The organism is Pristimantibacillus sp. Z349TD_6 (assembly GCF_056173205.1).
The window spans coordinates 5799559-5818082 of the sequence record NZ_CM149662.1; the positions used below are offsets into that span (position 1 = coordinate 5799559).

Below are 18524 nucleotides of genomic sequence, written 5' to 3' on the forward strand. Positions count from 1 at the left end.
TGACAGCGCCACACATCGACGCTGTCAGGCTTCGCATTTCTTTTTACTTGGATACTTGAGCGTTCATCATATCCACGATCGATTGATAATCGCCGATATCCGAAAGCTCCTTCTTGAATGCATCCCATTCGGAGAGATCTCTCTCGCCAAGCAGGAATTTATAAATATTTTCGTCCAAATACGTTTGCACCGCGGTCATGATTTGCGCTTTCTTCGCTTCGTCATCTTTGCTCAGACGAACGACCGGTGCTTGTTCATACGGAGCAATAGACGTTTCCGAACTTGTGAATTTACCCATTCCCTCTTGAGGACGCATCTCCTCGAATTGGCCCTTGGCGAAAAATTGCACTTTTTTGTATTTAATATAGTCCGTCGAATAGTTTTGCGGCGCGTACACGAAGCCTTGACGCGTCCAAGGATTTCCGAGACCAAAATCGGAGTTTTCTTTCCAATCTCCGTTTTTATTGATGAATTCCCTTTTGCCATCGATCACTTCAAAGGTTTTGCCTTCTACACCCCAATGCATCAAATCAATCATTTCAGGTGAATACTGGTAATCGAGCAATTTGATGATAAGCTCAGGATTTTTTGTGTTTTTGGAAATCATGATGCCGTAGTTCGGATAGATGGTTTTACCCAAGAGAGCCGGCCCCAACACCCACTGATCGCCGTACTTTTCGTTTTTCGGATTGACCGCTGCGCCCCACGAGACGCCTTGGTCCGGAACGGAATATTGCTCCCACCAACCTCCCCACGCCAACGGAAGCATAAAGGACTTGCCTGTAGTTACTTTCGCCTTCAACTGGTCTTGCGACTGGCTTAGGAATTCGGGATCGAGCAGCTTCTCGTCGTACAGTTTGCGAATATAGATTAAACCTTCTTTGAATGACTCCTCAGTTGGACCATATACGTATTTCTCGCCGTTCCAGTAAATATCGCTTTTTGTATGGTTCGAGAGAGCTAACGCGTCTGTGAACTTTGGCCATTCCTGCGAATTGACCGGATAGGAATCGGGATACAGCTCTTTCAGCTTAACGGCCGCATTATAGAATTCGTCCCAGTTTTCCGGAACTTTGATATTATGTTTTTGGAAAACGTCGAACCGGTATAATGCGGGGTAAGCAGAACCCGCCAAACCTGTATCATTCTGGAACCCATCCCCGAAGAAGAACATTTTGCCTTCAGGCGTGTACATACTCTTGTCCGCAAACTTTGTAGACTCTAAATATGCTTTATAGTTTGGAGCATATTCGTCCAAGTAGGGAGCAATGTCCAAGAGGGAACCTTGGTTGCCGAATTGGAACATGACCTCGGCGTCCTTCACGCCCGACATAATGTCCGGAGTATCGCCGCTGGCCAGCGTCAACTTTACCTTCTCCGGATAATCGTCGCTATTCACGTAGTTCCACTTAATATCGAGCTTCTTGCCAATATAAGCTTCCATCTTTTCTTTCCAAAGCTTATAGAGCTCGGTATCCTTTGGATCGTCCCCGAAGCTAGACATGTAAGCATTAATCTTGATCGTTTCCTCGGCTGGTTCGGATGCCTTGGAAGTCTCACCGGAATTGCTGTTGTTTACTTGTTCTGACGGCTTGTTGTTGTTCTTGCTGCAACCAACGAAAACAATTGTCGCTACGAGCAGAAAACTAAGCACTAGAACCATTTTTTTCTTCAAAGCGTAACCCCTCCATGAATAATATTTGTTAATCTATGTTTAATTTCAGATCAACCCTTGTTACCCTTTCACCGAACCGATCATCATACCTGACACAAAATGTCTCTGCAATAGCGGGTAAACGAACAAAATCGGTAAAATTGTGACCATGATAGCTGCCATCCTAATGTTTTTGGGGTTTAAATTGTAAGTGTCAATGAATCTCTGCAGCCCGCCAACATCTGTATAATCCTTTAATTCGATCGTCATCCTGCGCAAGAGCAACTGGATGGGATGGCTACTTTCGTCGTTGAGGAAAATCATCGGTTCAAACCACATATTCCAGAACATGACCGCGCCGAATAGCGCGAATGTCGCCAGAAGCGGCTTAGACAACGGCACGTAAATGCGAAACAAAATGCCGAAATCATTCGCTCCGTCTAGGTATGCGGATTCCCGCAATTCCTTCGGGACATCTTGGAAAAACGTGCGGAAAATGATGATATTGAATGCGGTCATCGCGACCGGCAGCACGACTGCCCATATCGTGTTGAACAAATGCAGATCCCTTATGAGAAGGAAGTGCGGAATAAGACCGCCTTGAAATACCATCATAATGACTACAAAAATGGCCAATGGTTTGCGGAATACGAATTCGCTGATCGCTAACGGATAAGAGAACAAGGAGGTCAACAGCAGCTGTAGAAAAGTGCCGACGACCAAAAAAACAAGCGTGTTCTTATAAGCATTCAAAATATTTTTATCTTGAAAAATGTATTGGTAACTGTGAAAGTCGAAACCTTGCGGGTAAAATGTAATCTTGCCTTGACCAACCAAAGTAGAATCGCTGATCGAAACAGCAAACGTATTTAACAGCGGATAAAGCATAACAATACATAGCAAGATCATAATCGTGTAATTAATAATATCGAAAACTTTGGACCCAAGCCCTTCATTATATACCTTCAACTTTTATCAACTCCTTACCATAAGCTGTTGTCGGATACTTTCTTGGAAAAGTAATTCGCAAATATAATCAAAATGAAGCTGATCACAGAAAGCATCAAACCTACCGCGGCGCCATATTCAAATTGCCCGCCTTGCACGCCAACCCGATAGACGTAGGTTTCGATAACGTCCGCCGTTTCGTAAATTTTCGGATTGTACATGAGAAGCACCTTTTGGTAATCCGTGCTTAGAATCGTTCCAAGTTTCAAGATGAGCATCACCGCTGTCGCCGGTATGATCGCAGGCCAAGTGACGTATCTCAGCCTCTGCCAACGATTCGCGCCGTCTATGACCGCTGCTTCGTGTTGCGCCGGATCGACACCGGTCAGCGCTGCCAAATAGATGATGGCTCCGTAGCCCAATTCCTGCCATATACCCGCACTAATGTAAATCGGCCGGAAAGCTTTCGATATATACAGCAGCGTCTTTGGTTCCGCCCCAAACCACGACATAATATTGTTGATAATACCCTCTACCGATGTGAATTCATGAATAAAACCGACGACGATTACCGCGGATAGAAAATGCGGGAAATAAGTAATCGTTTGCACAGCCCGCTTAAAAAATTTGTTGCGAAGCTCATTCAATAATAAAGCGAATAGGATTGGAGCCGGAAAACCGAAAATCAAAGAATAAAAAGCAAGCAATAGCGAGTTTTTAGTAATCCTCCAACTCATTGGACTATCAAAAAACGCCTTAAAATGGTCGAAGCCGACCCAAGGGCTTCTCAAAAAGCCCAACGATGCGTCATAACTTTTGAAGGCGATTGTAATACCATACATGGGTAAATATTTGAAAACTAGAATAACCAGAAATCCAGGCAGCACCATTAGGATCAAGTAGCGCTGCTTCCAACATTTTCGCAGAAAGCTTTGTTTTTTTGTGAGTTGTAGATTGTGCGCAAGCTGTTGATTCTGCAAATTTCACCCCTCCAGTACACATATACATAATGTCAATAAAATGTAAGCCCTTTCGAAATGCAGCTGATCATCTCACCAAGCCCACATCGTTCTTGGTGACCTCAGCATACGGGAGATGATGAATTTTAAGCAATTATCAACTATTAATATCGTTTGAATAATTTCATTTCGATCGAAAATTGATTGTATGTGAAAGAACGAAAATCGCTCCTGGTTACGAAATATGGGAATGTCATTTATTAATGTGCTGTTCAAAATTTCAGCTGCGCATGACAGCCAAGAATTATCCCCTTATAATGATGGAAAGCGCAACCCGCTTTATGCAAGCGGTTACAATTTAAAGACTAGAAAGCGATCTACCTTATAGAAAGAAAAAAGGGAGGTTCCAAACTTGAACAGATTATTCCGAACTGTTTCCACTCGATATCACAGAAGCAGCGTTCTGTTTAAGCTGCTCATCGTCAACATGATTTTTATCATTCTGCTCACCACTCTGCTCGGGTTCAACTACTCGTATTTGAAAACAAACGTCAAGGAACAAGTTCTGCGGACGAATGAAGGTTTCCTGAAGCAATTGTCCGGGGACTTGTCTGGTGAATGGTTGGAGATTCGCAACATGATTTACAATTTCAGCGTTAGCTTGGATACGAAACTCCTGTCCAACAATCCCAAAAATTCGCGTTCTTATTACCCAACGTTAATGGCATACAAAAACAAAATAACGCAATCGAATCTGCAGCTTCCGTTCCGGGCGCAGATTTCCACTTACTTCCCGAATCAGGACTTGGTGATCAGCAGTGACGGAACCCGTAGTTTGAGCGTCTTCTATAAGAATCTGGATGTTAAAAACGGTGGTGAAACCTGCCGTTGTCTGCTGCAAAACGAATTGGAGCATCTGTATAATTTCCGCAATACTATCGTGTTCTCATACCGGCTATTCCCAGAAGGCTATATATTCGTACAAATCGCCAAGGCCGAGCTGCTCGCTTATCTGAACAATCAGACTATGTTGCTTGATAACGTTATCGTGATAAGCGATAGGGAAAATCAACTTTTTGTAAGTACAGCGACACTTGATCCAGCAATCGCCGAGCAACGGCTTCCTGAGTTTAAAGGTCCGCTCATCATTAATGGAAATAAATATACGCCTATTTCTCAAACAGACCCATTGTTCACATACACCGTTTTGTTCTCGGAAAGCCAGATGCAGGAAAAGCTTAAAAAGGCCAACGGATACACCTTCGTCTTGTTTGCCCTTTTCTTCGCCGTTAATTTGGGATTTCTGTTCGTCAACTGGTCCATGTTCAGGCCGCTAAGGCTCATGGCAAGAACATTCAATCAATGGACGACGGGCCCTGCTACGAAAAATGAATTCGCGATTCTCTCGGATACGTTCAAAGAACTAAATTCCGCCACCGTCTCCATGAAACAGGAGATCACGGAGCAAGCCGACATCTTGGAGCATAACGCGCTGCTTCGGCTGTCAACGGACGAAAATTATACTATGAAGCCCCACATAAACCGGATGCTGTCCGTGAAGTATGATTCCTATGCCATACTCACCGTCATTGAAGAAAGCAGCCAAGGCCAATCCGTTACCTTGTATGCTCCATTACTGGAAGCGGCGTTAAGTCAATCTCGACCGTACATTCGACTGCATGCCCATAGCGATAAATCTATATTTATTACAAGCTGCTCCGACACGAACGCACTGGAAGCTCTGGTTTCCCGCGTCTTTGACAGCTGTCCCGATCCGGTAGACAATATGCTTGTCTTCTGCGGTATCAGCTCCGTTCATACGCGACTAGAGGACATCGGCAAAGCCCTTCGTGAATCGACTGACGCGATTGACAAGCATGTCCCCAATCTAACCCATTTAAAGAGCGTCATTCTCTATCAAGATCGGAACAGCGATCAAGCGGCGGTCATTCACTTATCCATCGATAAGGAGCAAGAACTTGTCAACTATACCCTCAAAGGAAATACGGAAACGCTACAGCAATTTTTCGATAAAACGATACAAAAGACGTTCAAGAATCTAACCTTTGAACAGTTCCGGAACATGCTTCGTTACCTCCACGACCTGCTGCTTGTCATCATGAACAGTAAGAAGATCAGCGTCGAAGAGGTGTGGGACGTTCCGCCGGCATTTTCGCATACGTACCATCTCCAGTATTTATTCCGGCAAATCCAAGAGGGATATTTTCTCGTGGCCAAGCGATCCGCCCTGCCGATTACGCCTCTTCTGGAGCAGATCAACCAATATATTGACAAGCATTATGCCAATCCGGACTTATCATTAACGCTAATTGCCGATCATCTGGCTATCACTCACGTGTATTTATCGACATATTTTAAGAAGCACTCCGGCTACAACTTAAACTACTACATGCACCTTGTTCGCATCCAAGCTGCAATCCGCCTTATCCAATCTCATCCGAATATGACCATGAAGGATATCGCGGAACAAGTCGGATACTCGAATGCCGGAACGTTCATTCGGCATTTCAAGAAAATCTCCGGGACGACGCCCACGCAGCATGTCAGGTTACAGCAGGAATAGAAATAAACAGGAAACGATACTAGTAAGGAGGCCGATGCTTTGAACGGCCTCCTTACTGTTTCGCTCCGGCAGTACCGGGCCTTTATGTCTCGAATTTTATGATCCTGTCTACTCCCGCTCCGAACCGGATAAGGCGCAATTCTCCCTTCGCGTAATCAATGCTGATGAGATCGAACGCCGTCTCAGTCACCGTACCGACCGTCCTTTCGGGGCTTTCGTCATAATTTTTGTAGCTGACCGCATTAAGAGTAGATATCATCGGAATACCGTCATGGTACAGCACCTGATCAATATGAACGTGTCCGAACAGGCAAGCGACGACGTGCTTACGGTTTGTTTTAATGATTTTCCAAATCTTCTCACCGTTCTCAACCTCTCCGTCGACGTACCCTTTAACCCCACGTTGAATAATAGGCAGATGCGAGAATATGACAACTTTCCAGTTTTCGCTTTCCGGTACACCGGTAAAATCGAACACCTTATGTTCGAACCAATCGACCTGCCTGTCCGAGAAGGCATATTCCCATTGCCCGTTTTGCTGCAGCATCCCGTCCGCTTTTATTTTGTAGAGAATATCGATGCTGTTCAACATTGCGATACGCGTCTTTTTGTCCGGGATATCATAGTAGTAATAAAGACCGCATTCATTTCCTTTATCGAATGTTACCGTGCCTTCCAACGGTTTAAGCCAATTCTCGTAAGATTCAATCGGAAAGATCACATGCCCTGCGCTTCCGGTTTTTCGATAGAAGTCATGTATGGAATTATCGTCATGGTTGCCTTTCACCGGGAACATGGGACACTTTGGTACTTGAAGCGCATTAAGAATTTCTCTTTGCGATTGCAAGACCTCCTCTTTCGGGCCGTTCTCGCTGAAATCTCCGCCGCACACGATCGCATCAAGTGGAAGCAATTGCGCCAATCGCCTGATGGCCGCGGCCGCTTGAAGCTGATTGCCTCCCGGCATATGATGCGGATCCGTATAGAAGAGCAATCGTACGATCGCATCTCCCTGATCTTTCGTTGCTTTTTGGGCGACTGCCGAAAGCTCGGAACGGAAATACTCTGGCATTTCTCTGTCCTGATTAAGGCGCTTCACTCGACTGCCTCCTTGAACAAGCCTGCGGGAACTTGGCCTGACCAGGTGTTCGGTGCCTCTAAACCGAGTGCTTCAGCGACGACAGCAGCAGTATCTTCTATGCGAATCGGCCTCGCCTCGGTAGGGGTGGATACGTTCGGGCCTGCGCAGCCCCAGAAAATTGTCACATCCTTCGGATGATCGCTGCCGTGATTCATCGGATCCTCGCCGCCCCCGCCATGATCCGCGAGAAATATAATTAGGCTTTCCTCCAACAAGTCCTTATTCCGAAGAAGATCAAGAATGTTGCCCACCAATTCGTCCGTCTCTTCAATGACTTCCAAGTATAGCGGCGACCCATAACCGAAGTTATGTCCCGCCCCATCAATTCCGTCGAATTGGATGAACATGACCTTGAAGTCCGAGTGCTTTTCGGCAAAGTCGGCAACTTCTCGAACCAGATGCTTATCGGCATGGACGTTTGCAATATACGTCGCAACCCCCTCTTCAATAATTCCGTCATTAATCGGCTTCCATGCGCTGAACGAAGCGATTACAGCAGACGGATCGGCTTCCTTGACGAGTCTCATAAAAGAAGGATAAGGCGAATCGGCTGGATACTTGCTCTTCTCGGCTCTTTCGTTCGTCAGGCCATGCAGCTCTGGCTTTACCCCATGAAACATAGATCCCCAACACTCCCCGCTAATGGTCGGATTCACTGTCTGGGCAGCGTAAGTAATAAATCCGCCGTCCAATGCTTGATCGATATTCGGAGTACGTGCTTGATCGATCATATTTCCGGCGCCATCCAAGCCGATAACAATTACTCTCTTCGTTAATTCCTTCACGTTAATCATCTCCTTTATTTGTTATCCGCTCATTCCAACTACAATAATACCGGCTGTTATCGCGGAAGCTGTCACAAGTCTTCTGAACCCGCTTTTTTCTTTTAATATCCATATTCCCAGCAAAGTAGCCATCACCGTACCCACTTCCCTAATCGGAGCCAGGTGGGACACCGGTGCTAATTCCATCGCAACGAGGAACAAGAAATAAGAACCTGGCATCAGGATGGATCCGAGCAGAATCATTCGTTTATTTCTTCGCCACTCGCCTGATAACACTTGTACGTTCAGCATCGTTCGGCTATTTCCTAGCATGAACCCAAAGTTGGAAACCGAAATCAGAATCAAAGGAGATACGTATTGCAAAGTCATTTTATCAATGAGCACATAAGAAGTAATACATAACCCTACTCCCACAGCGGTCAATATAGGCTTCATCTGGAAAGCATGACCTGCTGAGGGGACCCTCTTCCATTCACTTAGTCCCAATATGCCGATAAATATAATACTGACTCCAATCCATCCCCATAAAGATAATTGCTCGCCCATAAATATGACGCTAATCAAAGGAATAAGCAGCACTCCCGTACCACGCTGAATCGGATAAACCTGCGACAAATCACCTAACGCGTACACTTTGGATAACATCCATGCATAGGTCGCTTGTGCTGTCATGGACATCAACAATAGAACATAAACCTTCGGCGGATAGCTCCTGCTCACCAATTGTGTCAGTAATAAGGGAATAAGCAGCACGTTCGCCGCAATGACAATGAGGGAGAGATAGGCTTGCTTATGCTTACTTTTCTTAGTGAATAGATTCCATAGAGCATTCATTGTGCCTGAAACGAGAACCAACGATACAGCGATCCACAACATACCCAAACCTTCTTTGCAATTGATTGCCTTAACAAGACAGCGATGGTCTAATCCGCATCATGTTCTGAAGCTAAGAAAAACTTTTCCACGCTCTGCCTCGAAACGGATGCACAATGTCAACAACCAACCTTCTTCGCAAGCGCTGTCTTCGATCGTAATCGCGAGTCCGATCCCGGAATGCTCCTCAAGCGTGTACGAAGCCGGTACCTTTATCCAGTAGTGCTCTGTCATGCCTCTCGCTCCACACAGCTCGAGCTGCAAGCGGTTATTGTCCCAGCATTCGTCGAGCACGCTAACCGCATCCATGCTAACGTGGCGGGAAGAACCGATAAATTGTGGTCGGTTTTCGGCTTTACTTAACCCGACAATTTGGCAAGCCCCAAGCTCTAATGGCTCTAATGCGATCGCTATAGAAAACTTGCCCATATAGCTTTGCTTCCAGAAATCAAATGCATGATATGCGTCACTCGGATCCAATGCCAATGCTTCAAGCTCCAGTTCAACCTCAGTTAGCGGAACAATCGCGAATCGGCCAGCTACGCACCAGCGGCGAAATGGAAGGTCGAAATGAATGGCCCAGAGCGATGCCGTCACATACGGTTCCCGCATTCCGTCGTTCAAACCTAATATCGCATACGCATACTCTTCCCTCGTCTGACTAGCATTTTGCTGCGGAAATGATAAGTCCAATGGAAAAGTCATATCTAATGGGCCGGTTTCCCCTGTCATCGTCGGCAGCGAAGGGATGCAGCGCTGAATGGAGCGAATCCTCTCGCTATCGTACAGGTCTGTATTATCGCTAATAATCATCAAGCCGCCTGTTAGCGAGACGAGCGAAAGAAGCGTTTGCCCCCAGTCTTTCTCTGTTCGCACGCAAATGTAATCAGGATCGTTCAAGAACAAAATTCGCTGGGTGTGATACCACCTTGCTGTCTCTACCATTTGCTTGCAAATCGCTGTCCAGCTCGCATTGGAATCTCCTGCAATTCTACAAGCATCGACGATTCCAACCGCTTCCGTTAACACACCCCAGCATGCGAGGAAATATGCATCCTCCCCGAGCTGCTCTCGCGCACATTGGAGATACGCTCGCAAGCTGTGAGATGCCTCTTCGCTCGTAATACTTCCTTCATGGACAGCCTTGTGCAAACCTTCGTACAGATAGTGACGAATTTGATCTGTTTTGAAATAGCTGTAGCCTATTTCCTTCAATCCCTTGTACAGTGGCGCAACCTGCTCTGCAAGCGTTTCTGGCACTGCCTTGATTACGTATTCAATCCATTGTCCAAATAGCGGATCGCCGTTGCTATCCCGCTCGAAACGGTCGCGATGCGCAGCGACGAACTCAGGATTCGTGACCATCGCGCTCGTCCATATGCCCGCCTGAAAATCTCTCCCCACGATGCTGGAAATTATACCATCATGTCCGTCAGGAAAGCGCTCGTTCGTCTGTAGCCAGGCATCAGCAACGATGCCCTCTCTCTCTGGCGGAATAGCCTCACGCTGAAACCCGTCATCAATCTGCATGTGAGTCAGACCATAGGGCTTGAAATGCGTTTCCAAAAATGAAGCCGTATGTTCAATATCTTCCCCGGTTACCTGTTGTGCGAATGCCTCCCATGAACTCCAGCCGGTAATCGGCTGCAATTGCGGACGCCATTGCCAAGGCTTATGGTACTCATAATGAAGATGCATCCGATAATAGTGCATTCGTAAGTTGACGATCCAAGGCCGTAAGCCCCCTTCTATTTCGAGTTCAGCTTGCCAGTTCCCATCTTCGTTCTGCTCTAAGCGCGATTTCGTCCACTGCCATCCTGCTCCGTGCCAATCGATCAACAAATCCTGTAGAACATCATACAAGCCGTTAACCCCAGAGAGCAGCGGCTTGCCGACCTGTCCAAGTATGGCTTGCCCTCTCATAGCACGATTCGGCCTCATGTTTATCGCTTCTTTACTCAAATAAACGATGACTTTGATCGCAGCTGGCTTATCCAATGCCAAGTAGAGCTGCTGGACTAATGGGCTGCTTTGGATATTGCCGTTCGATTCTTCCCGATAATACGGCTTTACCCCTTCTGGAATGCTCATCGACAGTAAGCGACTGCCGTTATAATCGTAATTCAGTGACCGAGTGCTGGCATCCCAGCTTTGCGATGCATGTGCAACGGGGGGTTCCTTGCCTGATATCAAGCTCATCCAACGACCTCCATATACGATTGATTTCCCCATACTGTCATGCTAATCAAGAGCATATTCAGACACAACATTCATAATTTAATCTGGCACTCGAAAATGCATAAGCACGATATTCAATTATTCATATTCCTTTCAAATTTTTAACCGAACAACCCTGTAGCACCATTTTTTCGTAATGATCTTAATAAAGCGATATAGTTGATTCCCCCTTTAAGTGATAGATTAAGGGACATCACCATCTATTTTAGAAAGGAACTGTGATATGACCATCCAAAATACGGAGCAGTTATTCATGATGGAAAACAACGGCATGAAGGTTTCGCTAGACAAGAGAAGTCTAAGTCTGCGCGTGGATACAGGAGACACCACGTGGGAAACCGTTCCCGAGGCCGCGAGTATGGCATTAGGATTCGAGGATACTGATCGAGTTCAAATCCCTCTTAGTCAGGCTGAGAACAAAAGTTTCTCACCAATCGTGTCAGGCTACTTCCAAGGCGTCCGCATCCAGCTTAATCATTCTTCCGAAGACGGAATTGCCAGCGGGATTCAAACGGTTGTTACCGTTCTGATGAACACACATCACGGCGAACTCGTGTTTGAAGTGCTTGAAGTTAGCGAAGGTAAAGACGTATGCGAAGTCGTATGGCCCGGTACTTTCCATTACGCCAGTGCTCGCGAGAGTGATTATACGGCCGTGCCAGCCATGCAAGGCTACTTAATTCCGGGAAATTGGCCGCAGCCTATCCGTAGATATCATCAAGGAATGATGTTCAGCAGGGATGCCTATATGCCGTGGTGGGGGCAGGTTAAAGATGGGAATGGCTATCTATCCATCATCGAAACGCCGGCAGACGCCCGATTGTCCATAGAGCATATTCCACTTGTGCACACGCATGCCGAAGTCGTATGGATTCATTCGCTTGAGCGGTTCAGCGCTGCGCGGAGACTGCGCATCCGTTTCGCGAAAGATATGAGCTATGTCGTTATGGCTAAGATGTATCGCCAGTATGTACGCAGCCTAGGAAAATTACACACATTGACAGAGAAGCAAGTGCAGAATCCACAACTATCTGCATTAATTGGCTCGGCCGTCGTACACACAAGCGTGCATACTCGCATTGCACCGAACTCTTATTATTTTGATAAGGAAAATCCCGAGCTGAACGACTATGCCGTATCCTTCGAAGAGCGGGCCCGACAGCTCACAGCGCTCAAACAAAAATATGCCGGCAAGCTCTATGTCCACGTGGATGGGTGGGGGCATAATGGCTACGACAATCTTCATCCTGACGTCCTCCCGCCAACCCCTAAAGGTGGCGGATGGGTAGGATTCCGAAAACTTCAAGAGGTTTGCCGGGCGGAACAGATTCTACTTGCGCTGCACGACAATTACCGCGACTTCTATCATGATGCCGCTTCCTACGACCCTAATCTGACGATTAAGGATAGGAATGGAAAGCAGGAATTTTCCGACTACTGGGCAGGAGGCGCCCATAGCTGGCTTTGTACAAGTTTGTCCAAAGGCTATGTTGAGCGCAATCACGATCTGCTGCAAGAAAACGGTATCCACCCGGATGGCGTTTACATTGATGTTTTCGCCGTAGTGCCTGGGGATGAATGCTATGATCCGGGGCATCGAATGACCAGAACAGAATGCTTGGCTTACCGTGCTTCCTGTTTTGAGGAAATCCGCTCTAGAGGGATGCTGGTCAGTTCGGAGGAGCCCGCAGATTGGGCATTACCTGCGCTGGATCTCGTCCATCATGCTCCCTATGCGCTTGATCCGGACCCTGGAGGCGGTAGAAGCATTGGCGTTTCAACCCCTTTATTTTCCCTTGTCTATCATGATGCGATCATTGTGCCTTGGTCTTTGAATAGAGGAGACTGGGGAATCCCAGAAACCGATCTCGGATCACTTCATGGTTTGTTGAATGCCGGCGTCCCTTATCTGTCGATCCAGCCTTCAGACAAAGAGATTCCGATCGTCCGGACGCTAGCTCGGCTTCATCAGCTAGTAGGGGTTCTTGAGATGATGAGTCACGAATTTATTGAAGGAAGCAATTGGCGCAAACAACGCAGCACGTACGCAGACGGTACAATCGTCGAGATTGATCTAGACAAGGACAGCTATACGATCATTCCGGCTAACGAGGAGCCGTTCTCATCAGTAGAACTTCAATAGGCCGATTAACGCCAAGCCGAGCCATAACGAATAACCTTTCTTTCAATTTCAGATTGACATTCCCGGTATCCACCCTTTAAGATTAAACTGACTAGTCAGTACAATTTTAAATGAGGGAGGAATTCATATGAAAAGCATGACAACAAAAGGCTCTCGTTTCATTGATGCTCAAGGACGCCAAGTCATTCTTCACGGCATTAGCATGGTTTGTAAGGACAAAGAAAAAGGATATATCGATGATTGGACACAGACGGATTTTCTAAAATTAAAGCAATGGGGATTCAACGTCATCCGGCTGGGAATTATCTGGGACGGAATCGAACCGTCGCCAGGACAATTCAATGGTCAATACGTAGATAACGTCCGGGAGATGATACGGCTCGCTGATCAATACGGCCTCTACGTCATTCTCGATATGCACCAAGATTTGTATAGCTCGCTATATGCGGACGGCGCCCCTGCATGGGCCACATTGATCGACAACCATGAGTATGCCCGAACCGATCTCTGGAGCGATGCGTATCTGTTCGACCGGGCAGTTCAAACTGCATTCGACCACTTCTGGAACAACACCCCTGCTTCCGATGGCATCGGCTTACAGGATCATTACGTATCGGCTTGGCGTTTCGTCGTCGAAAGGCTTCGCGCCGAGCCTAATCTCATCGGATACGATATGATGAACGAACCCTTCATCGGCTCCAAAGTCGAGGAAATGGTTCAAGGCATGTTTGCTGCATACGGAGAACAGGCAGCAAAACTAACGGGACAGCTCCCCCCTAACATGGAAGAGCTACTGAGCGTATGGCTCGATCCCGAGAAGAAGCTGCAGGCACTAAGTTTGCTGGATTCTATCGATGTTTACCGCCAAGTCATGCATGCGACTGCACCTGCGCAGGTCGTTTTCGAACGGGATGTGCTCTCTCCCTTTTTCCAGAAGACGGGCCAAGCCATTCGCGAAGCCGATCCTGACCGAATTCTGTTTCTTGAAACGAATTACTTTTCTAATCTGGGAGTGACCAGTTCGATCCAACCAGTCGTCGGGCCAAACAGCCAACCAGATGATCAGCAAGCGTATGCGCCGCATGGCTACGATTTGGTTACAGATTCCGATTACGTGCACGTTGCTAATAGCCGTCGTATAGACTTTATTTTCGACAATCACGCACAAACCCAGAACAGGCTGAACATGCCGATGGTCATCGGGGAATGGGGAGCTTACGGCGAATCCCATTTGGCGGAACAAGCGTGTCTTGATGTTCAGAAAAACTTTGAACGATTGTTATGCGGTGATATTTACTGGTGTTATTTGTACCCCGAGATGGATCAGTTCAGCTCCTTTAACGGCGTGTGCCGCGGCTTTCCTGCAGCCGTCGCCGGGAAAATCTTAAGCTACTCCTATGATCGCAATTACAACCGTTTCGAGATGGAGTGGGATGAGGATGCCGGCGTCGACGTACCGACGAGAATCTATTTTCCGGATATCAAAGCCATGCAGTCCGCAGACTTGATGCTAACCTCCGCTGAGAGTGGATATGAATGGTCTGGCTTAGAAGGATCGACAGCGGGTTATCTTTGCTTGCAGCATTCAGGTGGAGGAAGAAGGACGCTGAGAATCGGTTAATTCCCCGACATATGGTATACTCTAGGGAAAATCAATACCTAGGAAGGGACCGATAGTAAGGTGAGCAGAAATAAAATTATCGATGCCGCAATCAAACTTTTTTCCGAATTCGGTTATCACAAGACGAGCATGGACGATATCGCCAAAGAAGCCAACGTAGCTAAGGGCACGCTTTACTATCATTTCTCGGGCAAAGGGGAGCTGTTCGAGAGAATCGTGACTGACGGACTTCAAATGCTGATGGAGAAAATCGAAGACGTGCTGCAGGAAGACGAGACCGCCGATAAGCAAATCCGGAAAATCGTTAGCAAGCATATCGAGTTGTTCTTACAATACGGTGAGCTTATTCATATTATCTCTAACGAGATTACGAACGGAATCGAGCCAGATATATTGGAGCGGATCGGTGTAATCAAGCAGAATTATATCGTCTTCTTGTCTGGTGTCCTCCGCCAGGGTCATAATGACGGAGAATTAAACAAACTGAACTTCGAGCTCGCAGCTGCCTGCTTACTCGGTATGTTAGAAAGTGCGAGTATCTATGTGGTCCAGCACCCGGAAGCTGTCACAAGCGAGCATTTGCATGAGACGATCAATGCTTTCGTTCTTCCGGCGCTATTGAGAAAATATTAAGTTTCGCTTATTTTTGCTGGTCTCGAGGAGAAGCATTAGGTTGTTACACCTTCCTCGTCCACTATTTGTATGCAGGTTAAATGAGTCCAATTTCCCCTATCTTATATGCTACTGCTCTTTGTCCAGAAGTAACCTCTAACTTAGTATAGGGAAAGAAGCCTGCGCCTCTTTCCCTTCCTTACTTAGCTCACTATTTTATTCGCGATTGAGGCAAGGTCGGAAATGTCGATAATGCCGTTGGCATCCATATCCACGATTTTGATTTGGTCCCAATCGGAGCTTTGCGACGTTTTTCCGTAGTTCACCGCCGCAATCGCCAAATCGCCGACACTGATCTTGCCGTCGTTATTGGCGTCGCCTGGAATGCCTACCGGAGAAGCCGTTATTTTAATGCTGATAGACGAAGCATCCGCTTTCGTTTCATTACCTACGACATCTCCAAGCGTCGCATCCGTTACCGTAATCTTGCCTACAGTTTCTTGCGAAACGGATTTGGCCTTGAAGATCAGTTCGGCAACATCCAACGTTCCCTTTATGCCATGAGCTGCGCCTTCGCTGGCGATAATGAGACGCAGCGTACCATCGCTATTCTTTGCCTCGACGATGCTCAGCCCATCCTGCACAGATTGAGCCGACAAAAATTCCATTGCATTCGCATCGTAGCTCATCCTAATATCTTGTGCGTATGCCTCCACCGAGATGTTCTTTAATCCGAGCTTAACCGTAAACGGTTTTCCCGCCTCAACAGTGGCTGGACCGCTAAGCGAAGTGTACGGCGACTCTTCTAGCATGGCCTCTGCAATGCTCACGTCATCGATGTAGCTCTTCTTCGCGGAACCGGATTCCTTCCAGAAGTACATCGTTACGCCCGACGTTTGACTTCCCGTCGTAAACTCCAGTTCGTATAAGGCATATTCGGCCGACTCTACCGGAATTTGCACGCTTTTATCTCCGGTCGCCGAATCTGTCCATTTCACTCCCAAATATAGCTTTTGGTCCGTGCCTCCCGATTTGGCATATGCGCCGATGCGGTACTTCGTATCTGGCGATATGGCAATTTGCTGCTCAATCGAAGCGCCGCCTGCCACTTCCTTTAAATATCCGGCATAGCTGCCTCCATGCGCGTTGCCATCATTGAGAATGCCTGCATTCCATTGCCACTGCCACGGATTCGAATTTCCATGCTCAGCCGTATTCTCGAAATCCCCATTTTTAACGATGGCTTGCGGTTTGGGAATGACTGGCTCGTACGGATCAACATGAGGATACTTTACTGCTTCGAATTCATGTACGCCTACGTCGGGCATGCCGTTATAAATCAGGTTGTTATAGTAATCACGCGTTCCCGGATTATGCATAACGCCGATGAATCGTCCCGCGTTAATCATCGGGGAGCCGTCGGACAGCTTATAGCCGTTCAGCTCGGCCCAGCTGACTTGCTCGGGAATGATCGGACCGATTTTGTTCAGTACCGTGCCGGCTTTGCCCGGATCAGCCAGCTTAGGATCTCCCGTCAACATAAACGGATCGGGAATTTGCTCCTTCGACGGCACATTATTGCCAATGAACGCGTTATTGTGATAGGTCCAGGTCGGCTTGGCCGTATATCTACCCGTTCCGTGATTAATGAAAATATTGTTGAATAGGGACACGTCGACCCCTCCGCCTTGGCCGACGAGCATGTTCGTATTCATGCCTTCTTTCACATAGAACACGTTGTTGTAAACTTGGACATTCTCAACATTGCTGCCGCCGCAAATCGTGAAGGTTTGGTACTTATCGTTCTGGCTGATGTTGTAACGGTAAATTCCGCCCTTCACTCCGCCACCCCTGCCGTCCGCGCAGACGAGCAACGTGCCGCCGTCGTTGTTGTACGTATAGTTGTATTGATAAATAATGCCTTGGGTGGCATGATCGAAGTCGAACGGCTGTCCATCTCTCGTCGAATAACCGCCAGTCACTTCGTTGAACTGGTACAGCGTATTATCGCCGTCCCATGTCCACATGCCGGCGTTGTAACCTGTCGAAGTACGGTTATACCCATCCAGGAAGTTGTATTCGACTAAAGCGCCATCGGTCATATGCGGCACGATGCCGTCGCCACCGATGTTGTAAAGCTTGTTGCCTTGAATGACGACATTCGTGACCGGTGTCCAAGGCGTCAGCGAGCTTTCCCCATAATCCAAGCCGTCCCCAAGCAACGGCCTGTTCTTCCAGTCGTTCCAGATCATAATGCCAGAGCGCGAGACATCTCTTACCTCATTGTTAATAATTCGGACATCGTCAAACGTAGTGCGCTGATGAACCGAACCCGCTGCAGGAACGCCATTCACCAAACCGGAAATTTTAACGCTTACTTGAATGCCGGAGCTACCGTTTACGTCTTTCTTATCCTCGCCGTTCACGTCATGGACGTACAGATCATGGATAAAGATGCCACGCAGCGTTTTCGTTTCTTCGATATTCGTTACGCTGCCTTTCTCGAAGTCTTCTCCCGACACGAGCACGCCTCGCCGAGATGAAGCGGCAGGCGCGGCTCCTTTATTCGTAATTTCCAAATGACCGATTTCCCAATACTGCTGGTTATATAAGAAAACAGCATTCTCTACTAAGCCTTTGCCTTCGATTAATGGCCTATCGCCTACGCCGTATTTGCCGATGACGATATATTTCCCTTCCAATCCCGATCCTTTGGGACTTAGCGATCCCGTCCATTTGCCTCCAGCTTTGAATAAGATCCGGTCGCCCGGTTTAAAGGTCGTCGCATTCACTTTGCCCAGTGACTGCCATGCTTGGCTTTCACTCCGGCCGTCATTTTCATCTGAGCCCTTTAGGTCATCGATGTAATAGGCAGTCTCACTATTCTCGGCTTCTGCCGCTACAATCGGAATGCCAGACAGCAGCAAAAGCAAAACGAAGCCAAGCATCATCACTTTCATCCTTAA

12 protein-coding genes are annotated in these 18524 nt (G+C 47.3%); 4 read left to right on the top strand and 8 right to left on the bottom strand.

Annotated features, from left to right (window positions below; translation table 11 throughout):
• Positions 1 to 43: 43 nt before the first annotated feature.
• From AC0VYE_RS25280 to AC0VYE_RS25290, 3 genes are read right to left on the bottom strand one after another with little or no spacing between them, the layout of a single operon-like run.
• Positions 44 to 1675, bottom strand: coding sequence for an extracellular solute-binding protein (locus AC0VYE_RS25280; protein ID WP_475443268.1), 1632 nt, complete (start codon positions 1673 to 1675; stop codon positions 44 to 46).
• Positions 1676 to 1735: 60 nt separating this feature from the next.
• Complete coding sequence (locus AC0VYE_RS25285) at positions 1736 to 2623, bottom strand: carbohydrate ABC transporter permease (RefSeq protein WP_083681883.1); 888 nt, start codon at positions 2621 to 2623, stop codon at positions 1736 to 1738.
• A gap of 14 nt (positions 2624 to 2637) precedes the next feature.
• Positions 2638 to 3582 carry an ABC transporter permease gene (locus AC0VYE_RS25290; protein WP_475443269.1) on the bottom strand — a complete coding sequence of 315 codons (945 nt, stop codon included), beginning with the start codon at positions 3580 to 3582 and terminating at the stop codon, positions 2638 to 2640.
• 391 nt (positions 3583 to 3973) lie between these two features.
• On the opposite strand from AC0VYE_RS25290, the gene AC0VYE_RS25295 reads away from it, so the two are divergent.
• Complete coding sequence (locus tag AC0VYE_RS25295) at positions 3974 to 6145, top strand: helix-turn-helix domain-containing protein (RefSeq protein ID WP_475443270.1); 2172 nt, start codon at positions 3974 to 3976, stop codon at positions 6143 to 6145.
• A gap of 82 nt (positions 6146 to 6227) precedes the next feature.
• On the opposite strand, the gene AC0VYE_RS25300 is transcribed toward AC0VYE_RS25295, so the two are convergent.
• The 4 genes from AC0VYE_RS25300 to AC0VYE_RS25315 are packed head-to-tail and all read right to left on the bottom strand — an operon-like array spanning position 6228 to position 11143.
• A complete protein-coding gene (locus AC0VYE_RS25300) occupies positions 6228 to 7244 on the bottom strand; it encodes a metallophosphoesterase family protein (RefSeq protein ID WP_475443271.1) in 1017 nt (338 codons plus the stop codon).
• A complete protein-coding gene (locus tag AC0VYE_RS25305; protein WP_475443272.1) occupies positions 7241 to 8071 on the bottom strand; it encodes an alkaline phosphatase family protein in 831 nt (276 codons plus the stop codon). The genes AC0VYE_RS25300 and AC0VYE_RS25305 overlap by 4 nt, the downstream gene beginning before the upstream one ends.
• Before the next feature lie 21 nt (positions 8072 to 8092).
• Positions 8093 to 8947, bottom strand: a complete 855-nt coding sequence (locus AC0VYE_RS25310; RefSeq protein WP_475443273.1) for an EamA family transporter — start codon at positions 8945 to 8947, stop codon at positions 8093 to 8095.
• Positions 8948 to 9004: 57 nt separating this feature from the next.
• Positions 9005 to 11143: an alpha-amylase family protein gene (locus AC0VYE_RS25315; RefSeq protein WP_475443274.1), complete on the bottom strand. Its 2139-nt coding sequence runs from the start codon at positions 11141 to 11143 to the stop codon at positions 9005 to 9007.
• 262 nt (positions 11144 to 11405) lie between these two features.
• On the opposite strand from AC0VYE_RS25315, the gene AC0VYE_RS25320 reads away from it, so the two are divergent.
• The 3 genes from AC0VYE_RS25320 to AC0VYE_RS25330 all read left to right on the top strand — a co-directional run bounded on the left by AC0VYE_RS25320 (position 11406) and on the right by AC0VYE_RS25330 (position 15579).
• Entirely contained in the window at positions 11406 to 13325 is a 1920-nt protein-coding gene (locus AC0VYE_RS25320; RefSeq protein ID WP_475443275.1) for a DUF6259 domain-containing protein, read from the top strand.
• Positions 13326 to 13452: 127 nt separating this feature from the next.
• Positions 13453 to 14946 carry a cellulase family glycosylhydrolase gene (locus AC0VYE_RS25325; RefSeq protein ID WP_475443276.1) on the top strand — a complete coding sequence of 498 codons (1494 nt, stop codon included), beginning with the start codon at positions 13453 to 13455 and terminating at the stop codon, positions 14944 to 14946.
• Between the two features lie 60 nt (positions 14947 to 15006).
• The gene (locus AC0VYE_RS25330; RefSeq protein ID WP_475443277.1) at positions 15007 to 15579 is read left to right on the top strand and encodes a TetR/AcrR family transcriptional regulator; all 573 of its coding nucleotides are present in this window, start codon (positions 15007 to 15009) and stop codon (positions 15577 to 15579) included.
• 182 nt (positions 15580 to 15761) lie between these two features.
• Here AC0VYE_RS25330 and AC0VYE_RS25335 read toward each other — a convergent pair whose 3' ends face one another.
• Positions 15762 to 18518, bottom strand: coding sequence for a cohesin domain-containing protein (locus AC0VYE_RS25335; protein WP_475449724.1), 2757 nt, complete (start codon positions 18516 to 18518; stop codon positions 15762 to 15764).
• Between the last annotated feature and the right edge of the window lie 6 nt (positions 18519 to 18524).

Bases quoted from the DNA above. Each gene is read 5' to 3' on its own strand.
- AC0VYE_RS25310 (WP_475443273.1), bottom strand. From the start codon at position 8,947: ATGTTGTGGATCGCTGTATCGTTGGTTCTCGTTTCAGGCACAATGAAT.
- AC0VYE_RS25320 (WP_475443275.1), top strand. From the start codon at position 11,406: ATGACCATCCAAAATACGGAGCAGTTATTCATGATGGAAAACAACGGC.
- AC0VYE_RS25315 (WP_475443274.1), bottom strand. From the start codon at position 11,143: ATGAGCTTGATATCAGGCAAGGAACCCCCCGTTGCACATGCATCGCAA.
- AC0VYE_RS25335 (WP_475449724.1), bottom strand. From the start codon at position 18,518: ATGAAAGTGATGATGCTTGGCTTCGTTTTGCTTTTGCTGCTGTCTGGC.
- AC0VYE_RS25325 (WP_475443276.1), top strand. From the start codon at position 13,453: ATGAAAAGCATGACAACAAAAGGCTCTCGTTTCATTGATGCTCAAGGA.